Origin of the sequence: Providencia xihuensis (assembly GCF_041953405.1) — a bacterium.
Taxonomy (GTDB): domain Bacteria; phylum Pseudomonadota; class Gammaproteobacteria; order Enterobacterales; family Enterobacteriaceae; genus Providencia; species Providencia vermicola.
In genome coordinates, this window is sequence record NZ_CP169565.1 from 4,090,100 (window position 1) to 4,106,148 (window position 16,049).

Annotated in this window: 18 protein-coding genes; 9 read left to right on the plus strand and 9 right to left on the minus strand. The window is 43.1% G+C overall.

Features of this window, described 5'->3' with window-relative positions; all coding sequences use genetic code 11:
• Positions 1-72 precede the first annotated feature (72 nt).
• Positions 73-2,211, plus strand: a complete 2,139-nt coding sequence (gene nrdD / locus ACE2AL_RS18545; protein ID WP_206083261.1) for an anaerobic ribonucleoside-triphosphate reductase — start codon at positions 73-75, stop codon at positions 2,209-2,211.
• A 4-nt stretch (positions 2,212-2,215) separates the two neighbouring features.
• Positions 2,216-2,680: an anaerobic ribonucleoside-triphosphate reductase-activating protein gene (gene nrdG / locus ACE2AL_RS18550; RefSeq protein ID WP_004907505.1), complete on the plus strand. Its 465-nt coding sequence runs from the start codon at positions 2,216-2,218 to the stop codon at positions 2,678-2,680.
• Here the strand turns inward: nrdG and ACE2AL_RS18555 are convergent.
• Positions 2,677-3,114, minus strand: coding sequence for a YhbP family protein (locus ACE2AL_RS18555; RefSeq protein ID WP_272539526.1), 438 nt, complete (start codon positions 3,112-3,114; stop codon positions 2,677-2,679). The two genes, nrdG and ACE2AL_RS18555, sit on opposite strands and share 4 nt — an antisense overlap.
• 293 nt (positions 3,115-3,407) lie before the next feature.
• Positions 3,408-3,659: a DUF1471 domain-containing protein gene (locus tag ACE2AL_RS18560; protein WP_272682143.1), complete on the minus strand. Its 252-nt coding sequence runs from the start codon at positions 3,657-3,659 to the stop codon at positions 3,408-3,410.
• Between the two features lie 270 nt (positions 3,660-3,929).
• Here ACE2AL_RS18560 and ACE2AL_RS18565 point away from each other — a divergent pair, with 270 nt between their 5' ends.
• Positions 3,930-4,268, plus strand: coding sequence for a GIY-YIG nuclease family protein (locus tag ACE2AL_RS18565; RefSeq protein ID WP_206083258.1), 339 nt, complete (start codon positions 3,930-3,932; stop codon positions 4,266-4,268).
• Here the strand turns inward: ACE2AL_RS18565 and ACE2AL_RS18570 are convergent.
• Both ACE2AL_RS18570 and ACE2AL_RS18575 read right to left on the minus strand, forming a co-directional pair.
• Complete coding sequence (locus ACE2AL_RS18570) at positions 4,238-4,744, minus strand: GNAT family N-acetyltransferase (protein ID WP_375083759.1); 507 nt, start codon at positions 4,742-4,744, stop codon at positions 4,238-4,240. The genes ACE2AL_RS18565 and ACE2AL_RS18570 overlap by 31 nt on opposite strands.
• A complete protein-coding gene (locus ACE2AL_RS18575; RefSeq protein ID WP_206083782.1) occupies positions 4,738-5,262 on the minus strand; it encodes an SCP2 domain-containing protein in 525 nt (174 codons plus the stop codon). Before ACE2AL_RS18575 ends, ACE2AL_RS18570 begins: the two co-directional genes overlap by 7 nt.
• Before the next feature lie 375 nt (positions 5,263-5,637).
• On the opposite strand from ACE2AL_RS18575, the gene ACE2AL_RS18580 reads away from it, so the two are divergent.
• Positions 5,638-6,633, plus strand: a complete 996-nt coding sequence (locus tag ACE2AL_RS18580) for a peptidase U32 family protein (protein ID WP_206083254.1) — start codon at positions 5,638-5,640, stop codon at positions 6,631-6,633.
• A gap of 18 nt (positions 6,634-6,651) precedes the next feature.
• Entirely contained in the window at positions 6,652-7,527 is an 876-nt protein-coding gene (locus ACE2AL_RS18585; RefSeq protein ID WP_206083252.1) for a U32 family peptidase, read from the plus strand.
• A gap of 39 nt (positions 7,528-7,566) precedes the next feature.
• On the opposite strand, the gene ACE2AL_RS18590 is transcribed toward ACE2AL_RS18585, so the two are convergent.
• The 5 genes from ACE2AL_RS18590 to ACE2AL_RS18610 all read right to left on the minus strand — a co-directional run bounded on the left by ACE2AL_RS18590 (position 7,567) and on the right by ACE2AL_RS18610 (position 11,565).
• Complete coding sequence (locus ACE2AL_RS18590) at positions 7,567-7,884, minus strand: type II toxin-antitoxin system YafQ family toxin (RefSeq protein ID WP_206083250.1); 318 nt, start codon at positions 7,882-7,884, stop codon at positions 7,567-7,569.
• Positions 7,865-8,152 carry a type II toxin-antitoxin system RelB/DinJ family antitoxin gene (locus ACE2AL_RS18595; protein WP_206083248.1) on the minus strand — a complete coding sequence of 96 codons (288 nt, stop codon included), beginning with the start codon at positions 8,150-8,152 and terminating at the stop codon, positions 7,865-7,867. The genes ACE2AL_RS18590 and ACE2AL_RS18595 overlap by 20 nt, the downstream gene beginning before the upstream one ends.
• A 131-nt stretch (positions 8,153-8,283) precedes the next feature.
• The gene (locus tag ACE2AL_RS18600) at positions 8,284-9,438 is read right to left on the minus strand and encodes an ABC transporter permease (RefSeq protein WP_375083760.1); all 1,155 of its coding nucleotides are present in this window, start codon (positions 9,436-9,438) and stop codon (positions 8,284-8,286) included.
• Positions 9,438-10,583: an ABC transporter permease gene (locus tag ACE2AL_RS18605; protein ID WP_206083244.1), complete on the minus strand. Its 1,146-nt coding sequence runs from the start codon at positions 10,581-10,583 to the stop codon at positions 9,438-9,440. Before ACE2AL_RS18605 ends, ACE2AL_RS18600 begins: the two co-directional genes overlap by 1 nt.
• 10 nt (positions 10,584-10,593) lie before the next feature.
• On the minus strand, positions 10,594-11,565 hold the full coding sequence (locus tag ACE2AL_RS18610; RefSeq protein ID WP_206083242.1) for an HlyD family secretion protein: 972 nt from the start codon (positions 11,563-11,565) through the stop codon (positions 10,594-10,596).
• A 1,209-nt stretch (positions 11,566-12,774) separates the two neighbouring features.
• Here ACE2AL_RS18610 and ACE2AL_RS18615 point away from each other — a divergent pair.
• The 4 genes from ACE2AL_RS18615 to ACE2AL_RS18630 all read left to right on the plus strand — a co-directional run bounded on the left by ACE2AL_RS18615 (position 12,775) and on the right by ACE2AL_RS18630 (position 15,978).
• The gene (locus ACE2AL_RS18615; protein WP_206083781.1) at positions 12,775-14,460 is read left to right on the plus strand and encodes a sensor histidine kinase; all 1,686 of its coding nucleotides are present in this window, start codon (positions 12,775-12,777) and stop codon (positions 14,458-14,460) included.
• 18 nt (positions 14,461-14,478) lie between these two features.
• Positions 14,479-15,195, plus strand: coding sequence for a two-component system response regulator BtsR (gene btsR, locus ACE2AL_RS18620; protein ID WP_206083240.1), 717 nt, complete (start codon positions 14,479-14,481; stop codon positions 15,193-15,195).
• Between the two features lie 153 nt (positions 15,196-15,348).
• Complete coding sequence (locus ACE2AL_RS18625) at positions 15,349-15,618, plus strand: hypothetical protein (protein WP_094961647.1); 270 nt, start codon at positions 15,349-15,351, stop codon at positions 15,616-15,618.
• A gap of 15 nt (positions 15,619-15,633) precedes the next feature.
• Complete coding sequence (locus ACE2AL_RS18630; protein ID WP_272539533.1) at positions 15,634-15,978, plus strand: type II toxin-antitoxin system RelE/ParE family toxin; 345 nt, start codon at positions 15,634-15,636, stop codon at positions 15,976-15,978.
• Positions 15,979-16,049: the final 71 nt, after the last annotated feature.

Consider the following 16,049-nt stretch of genomic DNA (forward strand, 5'->3'; position numbering starts at 1 on the left):
AGAAAAACGCTCAGTAGGAAGATAACGGATAACGCCGTTATCACTGTGGATAACTTAAAAAGGAGAGAGACAGTGGGAACGGTTGTCATTAAAAGAGATGGTTGTCAGGTCAATTTTGACCTTCCGAGGATTCAAGAAGCCGTAAAGCGCGCTGCCGCTGCGGTGGATGTTAAGGATGACGATTATTGTCTTCAAGTTGCCTCTATCGTCACTGAGCAACTTTGCAACCGTAGCCAAGTGGATATTGGGGAGATCCAAGACGCTGTCGAAAACCAACTGATGGCAGGGCCATACAAAGATTTAGCCCGTGCCTACATCGAATATCGCCATGATAGGGACAGTGAGCGTGAAAAACGCAGTCAACTAACCCATGATATTCGCGGATTGATTGAACAAAGTAATGTTTCCTTACTCAACGAAAATGCCAATAAAGACAGTAAAGTGATCCCAACTCAACGAGACTTACTCGCAGGGATTGTGGCAAAGCATTACGCCAAACAACATATTTTACCTCGCGATGTCGTTCTAGCTCATGAAAGAGGCGAAATTCACTACCATGACCTCGATTATGCGCCATTTTTCCCCATGTTTAACTGTATGCTTATTGACCTAAAAGGTATGTTAACTGATGGATTTAAGATGGGAAATGCAGAAATTGAGCCTCCTAAATCTATTTCAACTGCAACAGCGGTAACAGCACAAATTATTGCTCAAGTTGCTAGCCATATTTATGGCGGTACAACCATCAATCGAATTGATGAAATTTTAGCCCCTTATGTGGCAATCAGTTACCAAAAACACTTAGAAGTCGCACAAGAGTGGGGAATTGCAGATGCAGAAGGTTACGCGCAAAGCCGTACCGATAAAGAATGCTACGATGCATTCCAGTCTTTAGAGTATGAAGTAAATACGCTACATACTGCTAATGGCCAAACGCCATTCGTTACATTTGGCTTTGGGTTGGGTACGTCAAAAGAAGCGCGTTTAATTCAGCAATCTATTCTAAAAAACCGTATTGCGGGCCTAGGTAAAAACCGCAAAACCGCCGTATTCCCTAAACTGGTTTTCGCTATCAAAGATGGCCTAAACCACAAACTTAGCGATCCAAATTACGATATTAAGCAATTAGCATTAGAGTGCGCCAGCAAGCGCATGTACCCCGATATTCTCAATTATGATCGTGTTGTTGATGTCACTGGCTCATTTAAAACGCCAATGGGTTGCCGTAGCTTTTTAGGGATTTATGAAGAAAATGGCGAACAAATTCATGATGGCCGCAACAATTTAGGTGTCATTAGCCTGAACTTACCGCGTATCGCTATTGAAGCACAAGGTAGTGAAGATGCATTCTGGGCACTCTTAGATGAGCGCCTCGCTATCGCGAAAAAAGCCTTAATGACACGCATTGCCCGCTTAGAAACCGTAAAAGCCCGCGTAGCTCCTATCCTATATATGGAAGGTGCGTGTGGTGTAAGATTAAAAGCAGACGACAATGTTGCTGAGATTTTCAAAAATGGTCGAGCATCAATTTCCTTAGGCTACATTGGGTTACATGAAACGATCAATGCACTATTCGGTTCAGAAACCCACGTGTATGACAACGAAAAGTTACGTGAAAAAGCAGTCGCTATTGTCGCTCGCTTACGCCAAGCAACCGATGAGTGGAAAGCACAAACAGGCTACGGCTTCAGCTTATATAGCACGCCGAGCGAAAACTTGTGTGACCGTTTTTGCCGCATCGATACCGCGGAATTCGGCGTCATTAATGGCGTCACAGATAAAGGCTACTACACCAATAGCTTCCATTTAGATGTTGAAAAACAAGTCAATCCGTACGACAAAATTGACTTTGAAGCGCCGTACCCTGCAATCGCGAATGGCGGTTTTATCTGTTACGGCGAATACCCGAACTTGCAACATAATGTCAGAGCGCTAGAAGACGTGTGGGATTATAGCTATCAACACGTTCCTTATTATGGCACCAACACACCGATAGATGAATGTTATGAATGTGGCTTTTCTGGCGAGTTTTCTTGTACCAGCAAAGGGTTTACCTGCCCAGCTTGCGGTAACCATGACACCAACCGCGTTTCAGTGATCCGCCGTGTATGTGGTTATTTAGGTAGCCCAGATGCACGCCCGTTTAATGCAGGTAAACAAGAAGAAGTAAAGCGCCGTATCAAGCATTTAGGCAATGGTCAAATAGGTTAATGGTATGAATTATCACCAATATTACCCTGTTGATGTGGTTAATGGCCCTGGTACCCGCTGCACACTGTTTGTCGCGGGGTGCGTCCACCAGTGCCGCGGTTGCTACAATCAAAGTACGTGGCGAGTGGATTCAGGTGTGCCATTCACTCAAGAAATGGAAGACCAAATTATTCAAGATTTGCAAGATACCCGCATCCGCCGACAAGGGCTCTCCCTTTCTGGCGGAGACCCTCTGCACCCAGCTAATTTGCCAGCGGTGCTCAAGTTAGTGAAGCGAGTGAAAGCGGTTTGCCCAGATAAAGACATTTGGTTATGGACAGGATACATATTGAGTGATTTGACGCTTGAACAACAAAAAGTGGTGAGTTTAGTTAATACCGTGATTGACGGTAAATTTGAGCAGGATTTACATGACCCGCGCTTAATTTGGCGCGGCAGTTCAAATCAGGTGATCCACAAACTACGTTAAATTTGCTGTTCCCAATATAGCTTGGTGCCAAAACCTAATTTATTATCGACCATTTTAATATTCTGCAAGTGAAGCTGCCAAACAGGCAGTTTCGCTACTAATGCCACAGGGAAACGACGACAGTAAAAACCGCGGGCAAGCCGTTCTTCCTCACCTTCTAATATTTTAATTTCACCTGTAAATTGAATACCTTGTATTGCATTAACAGCTTTGGTCTGCGCTGATATTGTGCCAGCAACTTGCGGGTTAGCCACCATCAATTGCCCATGCCTTGAATTCGGGTCTGTCATTAAAATCAGACACATCGTTTTCGCATCAAATGCATAGTAACAACTGGCAGGCCAAATATCATTGTTATGATGAGTAAAAAGAGAGAAAACGTGTTGGCGGGCAATATAGCGTTGGATGTGTTTTAAAGTTTGTTCAGGCGTCATAGCGGTTTCCATATAAACCCGTTCAGAACAAGCTTTTGGGGGATTCCCCTTAAGCTTGCTTAAACTGTTCTGAACGTAGGCATAAAATTCGCTATTACTATACTCTAACTAGCTGAAATATTAACCTAAATATTTTTAGGTCTATACGCCAACTAAATTCGAGTATTTATTCTAAATAATTCGTGGTACAGCTAGGCGGCAAGTGAACGAGACGCTAGGAGCATACATAAGTATGTGACTAGTGCGAGTAAACGTAGCCAACAACGCTGTAACGTGAATTATGACGAATAAAATTATTTATAAATAGCCGCAGTACCATTCATAGAATTCTCACCGCCAGCAGAAATCACACGGAAAGAAGTTGCACCAGCTTCATCAGCTTTTTTGGCTAATTGTGCTGTCAGGTCATTTACGCTAACTGCACCAGTAACTGAGACATAACCCGCAGCTGGTTGACTAGAATGTTGAACTTCATCAGCCGCCATTGAACCAAATGATGCAGCACCCAAAGCTAAAGCAGCAGCAAATAATGTTGATTTTTTCATCGTATGTTCCTTTTTGTAAACTTGATTTTTAATCGGGGTTTTTACTGTCCCCCTGTGATATGGATCATATTATGCGCTTTAAATTGGAATGAAAATTAGCATATTTTGCTATAGTTGTTCAAATAAACTGAATGATAACCTATGTTGAGGTTACAGCTTTGTGACAACTTTATTGCCTTTTTTATTTATATATTAATGTGTTATAAATAACTCCCTTAACGAATATATTCGTCTTTAACCCATTGTTTTTAACTAAAAAATCAGCACAAAATGACAAATATCACCTCAGAAAAAAGCGAGCTAAAGCAAAATAGCTGGTATATCTACCTAGTGCGAGAGAAAAATAACGCACTTTATTGTGGGATCACGACGGATGTGCAGCGCCGGTTTGAGCAACACAAAGCAGGAACGGGGGCAAAAGCATTGAGAGGGAAAATGCCATTAACATTAGCATTTTCATGTCTGATCGGTTCGCGTTCAGCCGCATCCCAAATGGAATATAAGGTGAAGCAACTGAGTAAAAAGACAAAAGAAAGGCTGGTCATCGACCAGCCCAGCGATTTGACCGCTTATTTAACTCAGGTCAAATTATCAAAATGTGAAGAATAGACCACATCACCTTGCTGCTCGCCTATCCCACCATTTTCTAACCCACAAATTAAAAAGTGAGCTTGTAGCTCTGGCCATTGGCAACGAATATGATGTTTAGAAGCAGGGACAAACCCAAAGCGTGAATAGTAACGTTCATCGCCAAGCACAACGACTGCAGCATAACCAAATTCATTCAGGCTATCTAACCCCTCATAAACCAGTTTCTCTGCAATGCCTTGCCCTTGATGAGCTTTATTAACAGCTAAAGGTGCCAACCCTACCCACTGTACATCTTCACCATTTAGGTCAACAGGCGTGAAACCAACATAACCTATCACTTCGCCATTATCATTCGTGGCAACAACCCCCAATGTCAGCAAACCATCTTCACGTAAATGCTGAACAAGGTTAGCTTCCGCTTCAGTTGGGAAGCTTTCACGCAGCAATCTATCAATGCCCATGGCATCAACAGGAATTTCAACCCGAATTAGCATGAGGTCAACACAGGCGTTTTATGCTCTGCGTCCTCGTTGTCTTGTACCGTTTTTATCACTCCAGCGAGTTGCAATAATGCAAACCGCAATGGCGCTGGCATATTTTCGAGCTCAAAAGCATCCATCAAGTTTTTCACGTATAACCCTAACTCGGTATCCCCTTCAATTACCAAACGGCGTTGAAAAAACAATGTATCTGGGTCTTCTTTGCGAGCCGCGATCAGTACTAAATCATTGGCATTACCGCTGACGCTGACATCTTCTTCTGCATGTTTCTTAACCACAAGCTGGCCGTCTTGCAAGCTGATAAACCACACCAACGCTAAATCGTAGATCTCGACTTTGAGCCATTTATCTTCTAGAAAATCAAGCTCCCCTTCTTTTACTGACTCACGAAACTGCCAACTTAACAGTTGTTCAAGTACCTGACGCTGCACAGCAAATGGGGTCACTTTTAAAGGCAATTTCAAAAGTGAAGGGCCTTTTGTGATGAGTTGAGAACGAATTTTACCTAACACAATACTGACTCCCGTATTCATTGTCTGCCCGTTTTCGTGTAACTACCTAATCAGAGTAGCAGCTCGAAGTAATTAGGGTAACATGTTGTCTATACACACAATTTAAAAAAATTCTAACAATCAATAATCACATTCATTGATATTATTGATGCGTTATTTGGGTTATGATAAGTATCTTGCCAAAAAATAGGGTCATGAGTCTGATCCTATATCAATTTTTGCCCATCTCGCCAATATTTATTTTTTATCTACCTGTTTTGCTATTTGCTTAACGAATACAAACATCCATTAACAATTTCTCTGCTCTAAATCAAAATCTATAACAGTTCCCTTGACTAAAATAGCGGCTATCAAAATTTATACAGGGATAGGTCAATGGAATTACTCTGCCCAGCAGGAAACTTACCTGCTTTAAAAGCCGCCGTGGATAATGGGGCTGATGCGGTGTATATCGGGCTAAAAAATGATACTAACGCACGCCATTTTGCAGGTTTAAATTTTACGCAAAAAAAACTGCATGAAGCAGAACGTTATATTCACAGCCGCAATCGCAAACTACATATCGCCATCAATACATTTGCTCACCCAGATGGCTACCAAAGGTGGCAAGATTCGGTAGATCTTGCCGCTGACCTTGGTGCTGATGCCCTGATTATCGCCGATATCGCGATGCTAGAGTACGCCGCCACTAAATATCCGCACATTGAAAGACATGTTTCTGTTCAAGCCTCTGCAACCAACACCGAAGCGATCCGCTTTTACCAACGCAACTTTGATGTTCACCGTGTGGTACTGCCTCGCGTACTCTCGATTCATCAAGTTAAACAGCTGGCAAAAAATAGCCCTGTTCCCCTCGAAGTGTTTGCATTTGGCAGCCTGTGTATTATGGCTGAAGGGCGCTGTTATTTATCCTCTTATCTAACGGGAGAATCCCCAAATACCGTTGGAGCCTGTTCCCCTGCCCGCTTTGTGCGTTGGCAACAAACGGCTGATGGCATGGAATCACGCCTAAATAATGTACTTATCGACCGCTATAAAGCCGATGAAAACGCAGGTTACCCCACTTTGTGTAAAGGGCGCTATTTGGTGGATGAGCAGAAATACCATGTTCTCGAAGAGCCCACCAGCTTGAATACGATTGAATTATTACCTGAGCTAATGGCGGCGAATATTGCCTCCGTGAAAATTGAAGGTCGCCAACGTAGCCCCGCTTATGTTTCTGAAGTGGCACGTATTTGGCGCCAAGCCATTGACCGTTATAAAGCCAACCCCGATAACTTTGTCACCGATCCTAAATGGATGAAAGCGCTAGGAAAGCTTTCTGAAGGAAGTCAAACCACATTGGGTGCTTATCATCGCAAATGGCAATAATTAAAAGGTAAAACTATCATGCAGTACTCTTTAGGATCAGTGCTTTATTACTGGTCAAAACAGACATTAAACGACTTTTATCAACTCGCTATGCAAAGTGAAGCTGATATTATCTATCTCGGTGAAATGGTGTGTAGCAAGCGCCGTGAAATGAAACCCAATGATTGGATAGATCTTGCCCAGCAATTAGCTAAAAGTGGCAAGCAGATTGTATTGAGCTCCCTTGCTCTACTGCAAGCACCTTCAGAACTAAAAGAAATAACAAAATTAGTCGATAACGGCGAGTTTTTACTTGAAGCGCACGACTTTGGCGTGATTAACATGTTAGTGGATAGAAAACTGCCATTTGTGGCTGGGCATGGCCTCAACTGCTACAACGCCCAAGCGCTGAATATTCTACTGCGCCAAGGAATGACCCGTTGGTGCATGCCTGTTGAGCTCTCCCGTGATTGGCTGATTAACTTACTCAATCAATGTGAAGAAATCGGTATTCGTCATAAATTCGAGGTGGAGGTCATGAGTTACGGTCATCTTCCCCTTGCCTATTCTGCACGCTGCTTTACCGCACGTTCAGAAAACAAACAAAAAGATGATTGTGAAACCTGCTGTATTAATTACCCTCAAGGGCGCAAGGTGCTTTCCCAAGAGCAACAACAAGTGTTTACCTTAAATGGTATCCAAACACTCAGTGGTGACTGCTATAACCTCGGGAATGAGTTGGCATCGATGAAAGGTTTGGTGGATATTGTGCGCATTTCCCCTGAAAGCGTTGAGTCCTTAGATATACTTACTCAGTTTAAAGCCAATGAAGATGGCATGGTGCCATTGCGTATTGAAAACCAGAGCTGTAACGGCTACTGGCGACAAATTGCGGGCTTGTTGATGGTGCCTTGATATACAATAGGTAATGAGCTCGAACTATGGCTCATTACCTTAACCAAATAGTTCACTGTGCGAACCAATATCAACGAAAGTGATTAAATTACCCTTATCTGACAAGCGATAAACCAGTAAGAAATCACCACCAATATGAAGCTCCCTAGCCCCTTGCCATTCATGACCTTCTAATTCATGATCAAAATATTCTTTTGGTATCATTTTTTGAGAAAACAGAAGTTCCATAACAAGAATAGCCGCATTCATGTCCCTACGACCTGCTCGATTATATCGTTCCCATGACTTTTTAAACGTCGGTGTATAAGCAACCTGCCTTGGTTGCTTAGCTCGCTTATTATTTGGCTTTTGAGTCAACTTTGCTTAACTCCGCCATCATTTCGTTAATTGAATCGTAATGCTGCTCAATAACTTTAGCTTCTTTCAACGCTAGTGTCGTTTTTAGCGAAGGTTGTTTACGCTTGATTTCAAAAGGAACTCTTTGCTCTTGAACCACTTGCTCTAAAAACAAGCGGATAGCTGCGCTAATAGTCAAACCACAGTCTTGTAATACACTTGCGGCTTCCGCTTTTAATTGTTCATCAATTCGACTACGAACATCAGTTGTTTTCAATAGTGTTGACATATCATACCTCACACATGCTAAATGTAGCTACATTGTGGCTACATTATGGCTTAGTATAGCATTTGCCGATAAATTAGTCACACTCTCTCTCTAAGTTACCTTTTCCAATAAACCATAAACACTATTAAATATTAATGCCGATGCCTGCGCCAGCGGTTAAACGAGTGAGTTAAATGACGTAACTCCCCATCACGCAGCATACCAATAAAGACCCCGATGACGGTATAAATCACGCCTAGCGTCAGCATCATCACAATATCCATAAGTACATCACTAAACGGTAAGCCCATTTGGTTAAGGCCAGCCATGGCATTTGTTGCCCATGTAGACGGCAGTGCAGAGGCTATCATTCGCACCCAATCGGGCATGGCTTGTAACGGCCAAATCGTACCTGACATATAAAACACGGGTGTAGTGATAAACGCCAATGTTAAGTAAATCATTTCCACACTGCGTAAGCATTCCGTGACCAACTTGCCAAGGCCAAGTACAGCTAACAAGAATGGGAAAGTAAACAACCAAATCACATACAGTGGCGCTTCTTGTCGGAACCCCAATACCCATGGCCAAAGGGCAAAAAATACCGTTGATAAAAACAGCCAAATCGGGATCAACGCCGATAATGCCCCTAAATAAACAGCTAACGGCGGTTTTCCTTTAGGTGTAGAACGAACAGCAATACTGACTCGCACGCAAGCAATCAACAAGGAGTGTTGTAACAGCATAACCAACAAGCCTGGGAAAACAATCGCCGCAAAGCTAACACCTGGGTTATACAAGGGCTCTGTTTCACTACGCACAGGGGTAATAATGACCTTGGCTTGTTCTTGGCTATAACCCGCTTTGGTTAATAATTGCGTGTTATAGGCATTAAGCAATGTTTGGTACGCCTTAGAAAGCTCCTGCTGAATTTGCCCACTCGCCAAGCGGTTTGTTGCATCCCCATACACAGGCACGGTAATATTTTTACCACTTAATAAATGTTGTTGAAAATCTGTTGGAATGATAATTATCGCAAATAATTTTCGAGCAATCATATCTTGGCGAGCTTGCGCAAGATTATCATAACCGTGCAACTGCACTTTAGGGGTCGCATCTAAATCACGGATCAATTCGCGGCTCGCCGTGCTGTGATCCATATCAATCACCGCAACAGGTAAGTCCCATAATACGGGTCTCGCATACACCAAACTCATCACACACAGTGACACCAAAAGGAGCAGCCACATAGGTTTTTCTAGCATCCCAAGTAACACTTTCCGGAAGGTCGCAAAATACACAGTCATTATGCAGCGCCTCCTTGGGTTTCCAATCGTTTCACCAAACGCTTACGCACTAAAAAAGCGGTAACAACAGGGTAAATCAGTAAAAACAAACAGACTTCGACTATCCGACCAAACGAAATTTCTCGTAAGAAAATATCAAACATTGCATTAAGCGTATGAGTTAACGGCTCGATATTCGAAATAATCTGCGCAGGCAAAATCATCGCTAATTCAGGCACAGCCATCCCAGAGAAAGCTAATGCGATACTCACTAGCATCCCGATTAAGCTGTAAGCCATGATGGCGCTCGAGGTAAAGCTAAAGAGCAACAACCCGATACTTTGCGCCGCTATCACATAGAAGAAACCAACCACAATCATATACAGCGGGTTCCCTATCACTTTGGCGTCAAAAATTGTGACTAATGCTGCCAGTTCAATGGATAATAATGTACTGAAAAATAACGTATAAGGTGCCATTTTACCTAACAAAGCAGTGGCAAAAGGCTTGACACTCTGCAAAGTCGTACCGCGCGACATCGTGTAAATTGTCGCCGTTACTACAAACAGTTGGAGCATATGGATTGTCGCGGCAAACTGTTGATAATAAATATAACTGCCACTTGGATTGAACAAGCTGTCATAGGAAAGTGTCACTTGCGCTAACGGCGGCAAGGCTTTCCCCATCGACTTTGCCATTTCTTGACGGTATTTCGCATTGAGTTCTGCCACCAGCCCACTAAAGTCCTGAATAGCGTAACTCCCTGACGCGTAAAATAATGCATTGTAATACATCCGTAATTCAGGCTGACGCCCGCGAAGAACATCCTCTTCGAAATTATGGGGAATATACAATAATGCGTAGTCTTTTGAGCTCCCCAGCCTTTTAATGGAGGTACTGAGGTTATCGTCCACCGTTTTTACATCTGCATGAGGTCCCGCATTCAGATCGCGAATAATTTGCCGAGACACTGGGCTATGGTTATCATCCACCACCGAAACAGGCAGATCCATCAAAGTTCCCTCAGAAAAGTTAGCGCTAACTAACGTAAACAACATCAGCGGGAACAACCAGCTCAACCAATGAAAAACAGGGCTACGGATAGCCATTTGTGTTTCGCGGCTAAAAGCATGTTCAAAGCCGTGCCAAGCGAACTTTAATTTCATGGCAACACCTTTACTTATCCCAGTGCCATAACACACTCATACCAGGTCTTAACCCATCGATTGGCTCAACAGGATATAAACGAATTTCAAAGGTTTTTAAGTCAAAATCCCCTGTTGCACGCGTCGCTCGTTTCGTCGCATAGTCCCCTTTTGGTGCAATATAACGAATTTCTGCCTCAACCATTTTATTACCTAAAGCGGGGATATCGAGCTGAACTTTATCGCCTTTTTTCACACCCACTAAAATATCTTCGCGCAGATTATAAATAAAATATGCTTGCGGTAGGCGGATCAGTGATACCAGCGGGCTCCCCGCATTGAATAACTCACCAATTTCGGCAGGAATGGGGCCAACTTCACCATCGACAGGGGCTTTGACCTGTAAATCATCAATTTGTACTTGGATCTCAGCCAGTTTTTGCTCTGCTTGCTGTAAAGCCGCCTCATATTGGTGACGCTGCTCAATACGGTCCCCATGTTGCCCTTCATCTAAACGGGCTTTTGCCCCTTGGACTTGTGAGAAAGCAACCTCTTTGGCTTTACGTGCATTATCCAGCTCATTTGCTGAAACATAGCCTTTGCTTTTTAAATTACTTAAACGCGCATATTCTCGGGATGCATTTTGGTATTGCGAATTGGCTTGCGCTAACGATGCTTGTAAGTCGCGAATAGTTTCCGCTCGTGTCCCATTTAGAGATTGGTCAAGTTGTGCTTTGGCTTGGTCTCTTGCTGCTTTTGCAGCTTCATACTGTGCTTGCAGTTCAGGGCTTTCAAGGGTTAACAATAATTGTCCCTGTTTAACATCATCGCCACGCTCTACATGCCGTTCCATCACACGTCCTTTGGCTTTTGAAGTCACAATCACTTCAGGCGCATCCACTTCTCCCTGTAACAATAAATATTGATTATGGGAATGAAACAACGCCGCTGCTGCAATTAAGATAAGCATCAGCAAAATCAGTACTATTGTTCTTTTTTTCATTATTTATGCGAACCTTAAATAATAACGGGGGAAACTATTATCCCTAGAGTATGACAAGAAAATTAGGTATAGCGTTAATATATTCGTGCGCAAGATCACGAAAAGGCAGGTCTTTGTCTAATATTGAATCGATTTTTTTCTTATGTCAAATAGTGATGAAACACCCTAATTCAAATGTCGATTACTTAACCAATGACTTACGGTATAATTACGAAGAAAATAAATATTAAAAATAGATAGCCCAAGTGAATAATTCCGCTCATACACAGCGCTAAAAAGTCTGTCGTGAAATCGCCGAATTCTCCACTTACCACAATGCAAAATTTAACGAGCCATGCTCTAAATAGTTCGCATTGTGGGTAGGCGACCAGAGAGGATATCTTGGGGAGCATACATCAGTATGTGACCCAAGTAGCCGAGTGCGGTCAACACCCCCGCAATGTGAAACACGACGAGCCATGCTCTAAATAGTTCGCATTGTGGGTAGGCGACCAGAGAGGATATCTTGGGAACATACACCAGCATGTGACCCAAGTAGCCGAGTGCGGTCAACACCCCCACAATGTGAAATATGACGAGCCATGCTCTAAATAGTTCGCATTGTGGGTAGGCGACCAGAGAGGATATCTTGGGAACATACACCAGCATGTGACCCAAGTAGCCGAGTGCGGTCAACACCCCCGCAATGTGAAACACGACGAGCCATGCTCTAAATAGTTCGCATTGTGGGTAGGCGACCAGAGAGGATATCTTGGGAACATATACCAGCATGTGACCCAAGTAGCCGAGTGTGGCCAACACCCCCGCAATGTGAAACACGACGAGCCATGCTCTAAATAGTTCGCATTGTGGGTAGGCGACCAGAGAGGATATCTTGGGGAGCATACATCAGTATGTGACCCAAGTAGCCGAGTGCGGCCAACACCCCCGCAATGTGAAACACGACGAGCCATGCTCTAAATAGTTCGCATTGTGGGTAGGCGACTAGAGAGGATATCTTGGGGAGCATACATCAGTATGTGACCCAAGTAGCCGAACGCAGTCAACACCCCCACAATGTGAAATATGACGAGCCATGCTCTAAATAGTTCGCATTGTGGGTAGGCGACTAGAGAGGATATCTTGGGGAGCATACATCAGTATGTGACCCAAGTAGCCGAACGCAGTCAACACCCCCACAATGTGAAATATGACGAGCATATGACAAGCATGTACGAATTTGATTTAATTTTACTATTACTCCAACAAATGTGCGTCTATCTGGTTATTGCTTGGGCCCTTAGCCGCACTCCGCTCGTCATTCCATTATTAAAGGTCACTATCCGCTTACCTCATAAGGTGATGTGTTACCTGATTTTCTCTGTGTTTTGTATTATCGGGACGTATTTCGGCCTGCATATCAATGACTCCATCGCTAACACTCGTGCTATTGGTGCGGTATTAGGCGGCTTACTTGGTGGCCCTGCTGTTGGATTTGCTGTCGGTTTTACAGGTGGGATCCACCGTTATTCATTAGGGGGAATGAGTGCATTTGCCTGTATGGTTTCGACGATTGTGGAAGGGCTAATTGGTGGGTTGGTGCATCGTTACTATATGAAACGCGGTGAAATTAATAAAATTTTTAACCCTGTTACCGCCAGTTGTGCCACGTTTGTTGCTGAAGTCCTTCAGATGCTCATTATCCTGTTATTGGCTCGCCCCTTCGATGAAGCGGTTGAACTGGTGAGAAGTATTGTCGCACCAATGCTGGTCGCGAATACCATTGGCGCTGCCATGTTTATTCGTATTCTGCTCGACAGACGTGCGATTGTGGAAAAATACACCACTGCCTTTTCTGCACAAGCCCTTAAAATCGCCTTAACCACTGAGGGTATTTTACGCAAAGGCTTCAATGCAGATAACAGTATGAAGGTCGCCAAAATTATTTATCAAGAACTCGAAATTGGCGCGGTTGCAATTACGGATCGAGAAAAAATACTCGCCTTTATTGGTATCGGTGCAGACCATCACCGACCTGGCACACCAATCTCATCCAATCAATCCAGACAAGCCATTGATAATAACGAAGTTGTTTATGCTGATGGCAATGAAACACCCTATAAGTGTTCTCTGTGCCCAACGTGTAAACTCGGCTCTGCTCTCGTCATCCCCTTACGGGGTGAAAATGACCGAGTCATTGGCACCATAAAGCTTTATGAGGCCAAAAATAGCTTATTTAGCTCAATTAACCGTACATTAGGCGAAGGTATTGCCAGCTTGTTTTCTGCACAAATCTTAGCGGGTCAATACGAACGCAATAAACAGTCACTACTGCAATCGGAAGTGAAACTACTCCATGCCCAAGTGAATCCTCACTTTTTGTTTAATGTACTCAATACGTTGCAGGCCGTGATCCGCAAAGACAGCCAACAAGCGGGGCAGTTGGTTCAATATATTTCGACCTTTTTCCGTAATAACCTCAAACGTCCAGAACAAAGCGCTACCTTGGGTGAGGAAATCGAACATATCAATGCCTATTTACAGATAGAAAAAGCGCGTTTTCAAGATAGCTTGCAAATCCATATTGAAATTCAAGAAGAAGCTAAACACGTCGAACTGCCCGCATTTACCTTGCAACCCCTTGTTGAGAATGCAATTAAACACGGCACCTCACAGTTATTAGAGACAGGATATATTACAATACGCAGCTATATCGGCAGTGAACATGTATATATCGAAATAGAGGACAATGCGGGGTTATATAAACCAGCAAAACAAAGTGATGGCCTTGGGATGGGCTTGGTCGATAGACGCCTGCGCTTAAAATATGGCGAACAATATGGCATTAACGTAGAACATGAACCAGAAAAATTTACCCGAATGAAAATCCGTCTGCCGTACTTGGCGGCACCCTAATAATGATAATGTAACCCTATGAATGTATTAATTGTTGATGATGAACCCCTTGCGCGGGAAAACGTCCGTTGCTTACTCGAAGAACACGATGATATTGACATTATTGGTGAATGCGCGAACGCCATCGAGGCAATAGGCATCATTCATAAAAAAAAGCCTGATGTGGTCTTTCTTGATATCCAAATGCCGCGACTAACAGGCTTAGAAATGGTGCGCATGTTGGATCCCGAAGACCGCCCTTATATTGTATTTCTGACCGCCTTCAATGAATTTGCCATCCAAGCATTCGAAGAACATGCGTTTGATTACCTGTTAAAACCCCTTGAACCTGAACGACTCGAAAAAACCTTAAATCGCTTACGCCAAGGTAAGCAAAAGCAGAACCTTGAACTTCTGGGCAACAATGAACCGCTGAAATTTATCCCGTGTACAGGCCATAGCCGTATTTACTTAATGAAGCTTGATGAAGTTTTGTATGTCACATCGCGTATGAGCGGTGTTTATGTGATGAGCACACAAGGACAAGAAGGTTTTACTGAGCTGACACTACGCACATTAGAGATGCGTACCCCGCTGGTGCGCTGCCACCGACAATATTTGGTGAATATGACCCAACTGAATGAAATTTTGTTTGGTGATAGCGGGCAAGCCGAGTTGGTGCTCAGCTCTGGTGAACATATTCCTGTCAGCCGCCGCTACCTAAAGCCGCTAAAAGAGGCGCTGGGGTTGGTTTGAGTGACGCTTCAACTTCCTACGAACAAACTTGGTGTATAAATTAATAATAAATTTGTACATCTAACTGATTTTTTCTATAATCAGAAATATAAGTTCAAAAAATACACAATACGTTATTCTGGGTTGTGTGTTCACTATTTATAGGAACAAAATATGTCTAATACAATGTCGCAAAAAGCAGCACGTGAAGGCCTTGGTAACCCTGAGCTCTTTAAGGGCGGCGTTTTTGTAACAAAAAATGGGCAATCTGAGCTGTTTATCCAAACAAGTGAAGAACGTGAAATAGAGCTAAAAGAAAGGGAAAGAGAGCGCCAAGCAAATGCGCTGCTAAAATTGGTGATGGCAGCAAAAGATGATGTTAAAAATAAAAGAACCTTATCACCAGAAGAAGCGCTAGAAAAATTACGTGCAGCAAGAAAATAATGAAAGGAAATTGTGATGGAACACCCCTATACGGTCACCCTCGCAGAAACTGCATTATGGTCACTACAGGATGTAGAATCGTTTAAAATCAATTTTATGAGCAGTGTTCAAGCAGCCGCGTTTGTTGATGAGCTACTTTTATCATCCGTTAGAGCAATATCAGAAGATCCTAAGTGTTATCGCCCAAATCAAATGTTAGCCGATAATGGTCTACTAATTCGGGAGCGAATCGATATAACTAGCCAGTATCGTTGTTTATATGAATTTGATATGCAAACAAATCACGTTGTTATCCTACTTTTTATCAGCACAGCACAAGATTTAGAAAAAACGCTTTATCGCTACTACATACTTAGGTAAAAATGGCTAACAAAAAACCCGCATTTCCAAGAAGTGCGGGTTTTCATTTTATTAGGGAATAACTTCCCTAA

What these genes read in the sequence shown, in the direction of transcription:
- ACE2AL_RS18610 (WP_206083242.1), bottom strand. Translation starts at nt 11,565, where the DNA reads ATGAAAAAAAGAACAATAGTACTGATTTTGCTGATGCTTATCTTAATT.
- nrdG (WP_004907505.1), top strand. Translation starts at nt 2,216, where the DNA reads ATGAATTATCACCAATATTACCCTGTTGATGTGGTTAATGGCCCTGGT.
- ACE2AL_RS18580 (WP_206083254.1), top strand. Translation starts at nt 5,638, where the DNA reads ATGGAATTACTCTGCCCAGCAGGAAACTTACCTGCTTTAAAAGCCGCC.
- btsR (WP_206083240.1), top strand. Translation starts at nt 14,479, where the DNA reads ATGAATGTATTAATTGTTGATGATGAACCCCTTGCGCGGGAAAACGTC.
- ACE2AL_RS18555 (WP_272539526.1), bottom strand. Translation starts at nt 3,114, where the DNA reads ATGACGCCTGAACAAACTTTAAAACACATCCAACGCTATATTGCCCGC.
- ACE2AL_RS18625 (WP_094961647.1), top strand. Translation starts at nt 15,349, where the DNA reads ATGTCTAATACAATGTCGCAAAAAGCAGCACGTGAAGGCCTTGGTAAC.
- ACE2AL_RS18585 (WP_206083252.1), top strand. Translation starts at nt 6,652, where the DNA reads ATGCAGTACTCTTTAGGATCAGTGCTTTATTACTGGTCAAAACAGACA.
- ACE2AL_RS18615 (WP_206083781.1), top strand. Translation starts at nt 12,775, where the DNA reads ATGTACGAATTTGATTTAATTTTACTATTACTCCAACAAATGTGCGTC.
- ACE2AL_RS18605 (WP_206083244.1), bottom strand. Translation starts at nt 10,583, where the DNA reads ATGAAATTAAAGTTCGCTTGGCACGGCTTTGAACATGCTTTTAGCCGC.
- ACE2AL_RS18560 (WP_272682143.1), bottom strand. Translation starts at nt 3,659, where the DNA reads ATGAAAAAATCAACATTATTTGCTGCTGCTTTAGCTTTGGGTGCTGCA.
- ACE2AL_RS18600 (WP_375083760.1), bottom strand. Translation starts at nt 9,438, where the DNA reads ATGACTGTGTATTTTGCGACCTTCCGGAAAGTGTTACTTGGGATGCTA.
- ACE2AL_RS18630 (WP_272539533.1), top strand. Translation starts at nt 15,634, where the DNA reads ATGGAACACCCCTATACGGTCACCCTCGCAGAAACTGCATTATGGTCA.
- ACE2AL_RS18565 (WP_206083258.1), top strand. Translation starts at nt 3,930, where the DNA reads ATGACAAATATCACCTCAGAAAAAAGCGAGCTAAAGCAAAATAGCTGG.
- ACE2AL_RS18595 (WP_206083248.1), bottom strand. Translation starts at nt 8,152, where the DNA reads ATGTCAACACTATTGAAAACAACTGATGTTCGTAGTCGAATTGATGAA.
- ACE2AL_RS18570 (WP_375083759.1), bottom strand. Translation starts at nt 4,744, where the DNA reads ATGCTAATTCGGGTTGAAATTCCTGTTGATGCCATGGGCATTGATAGA.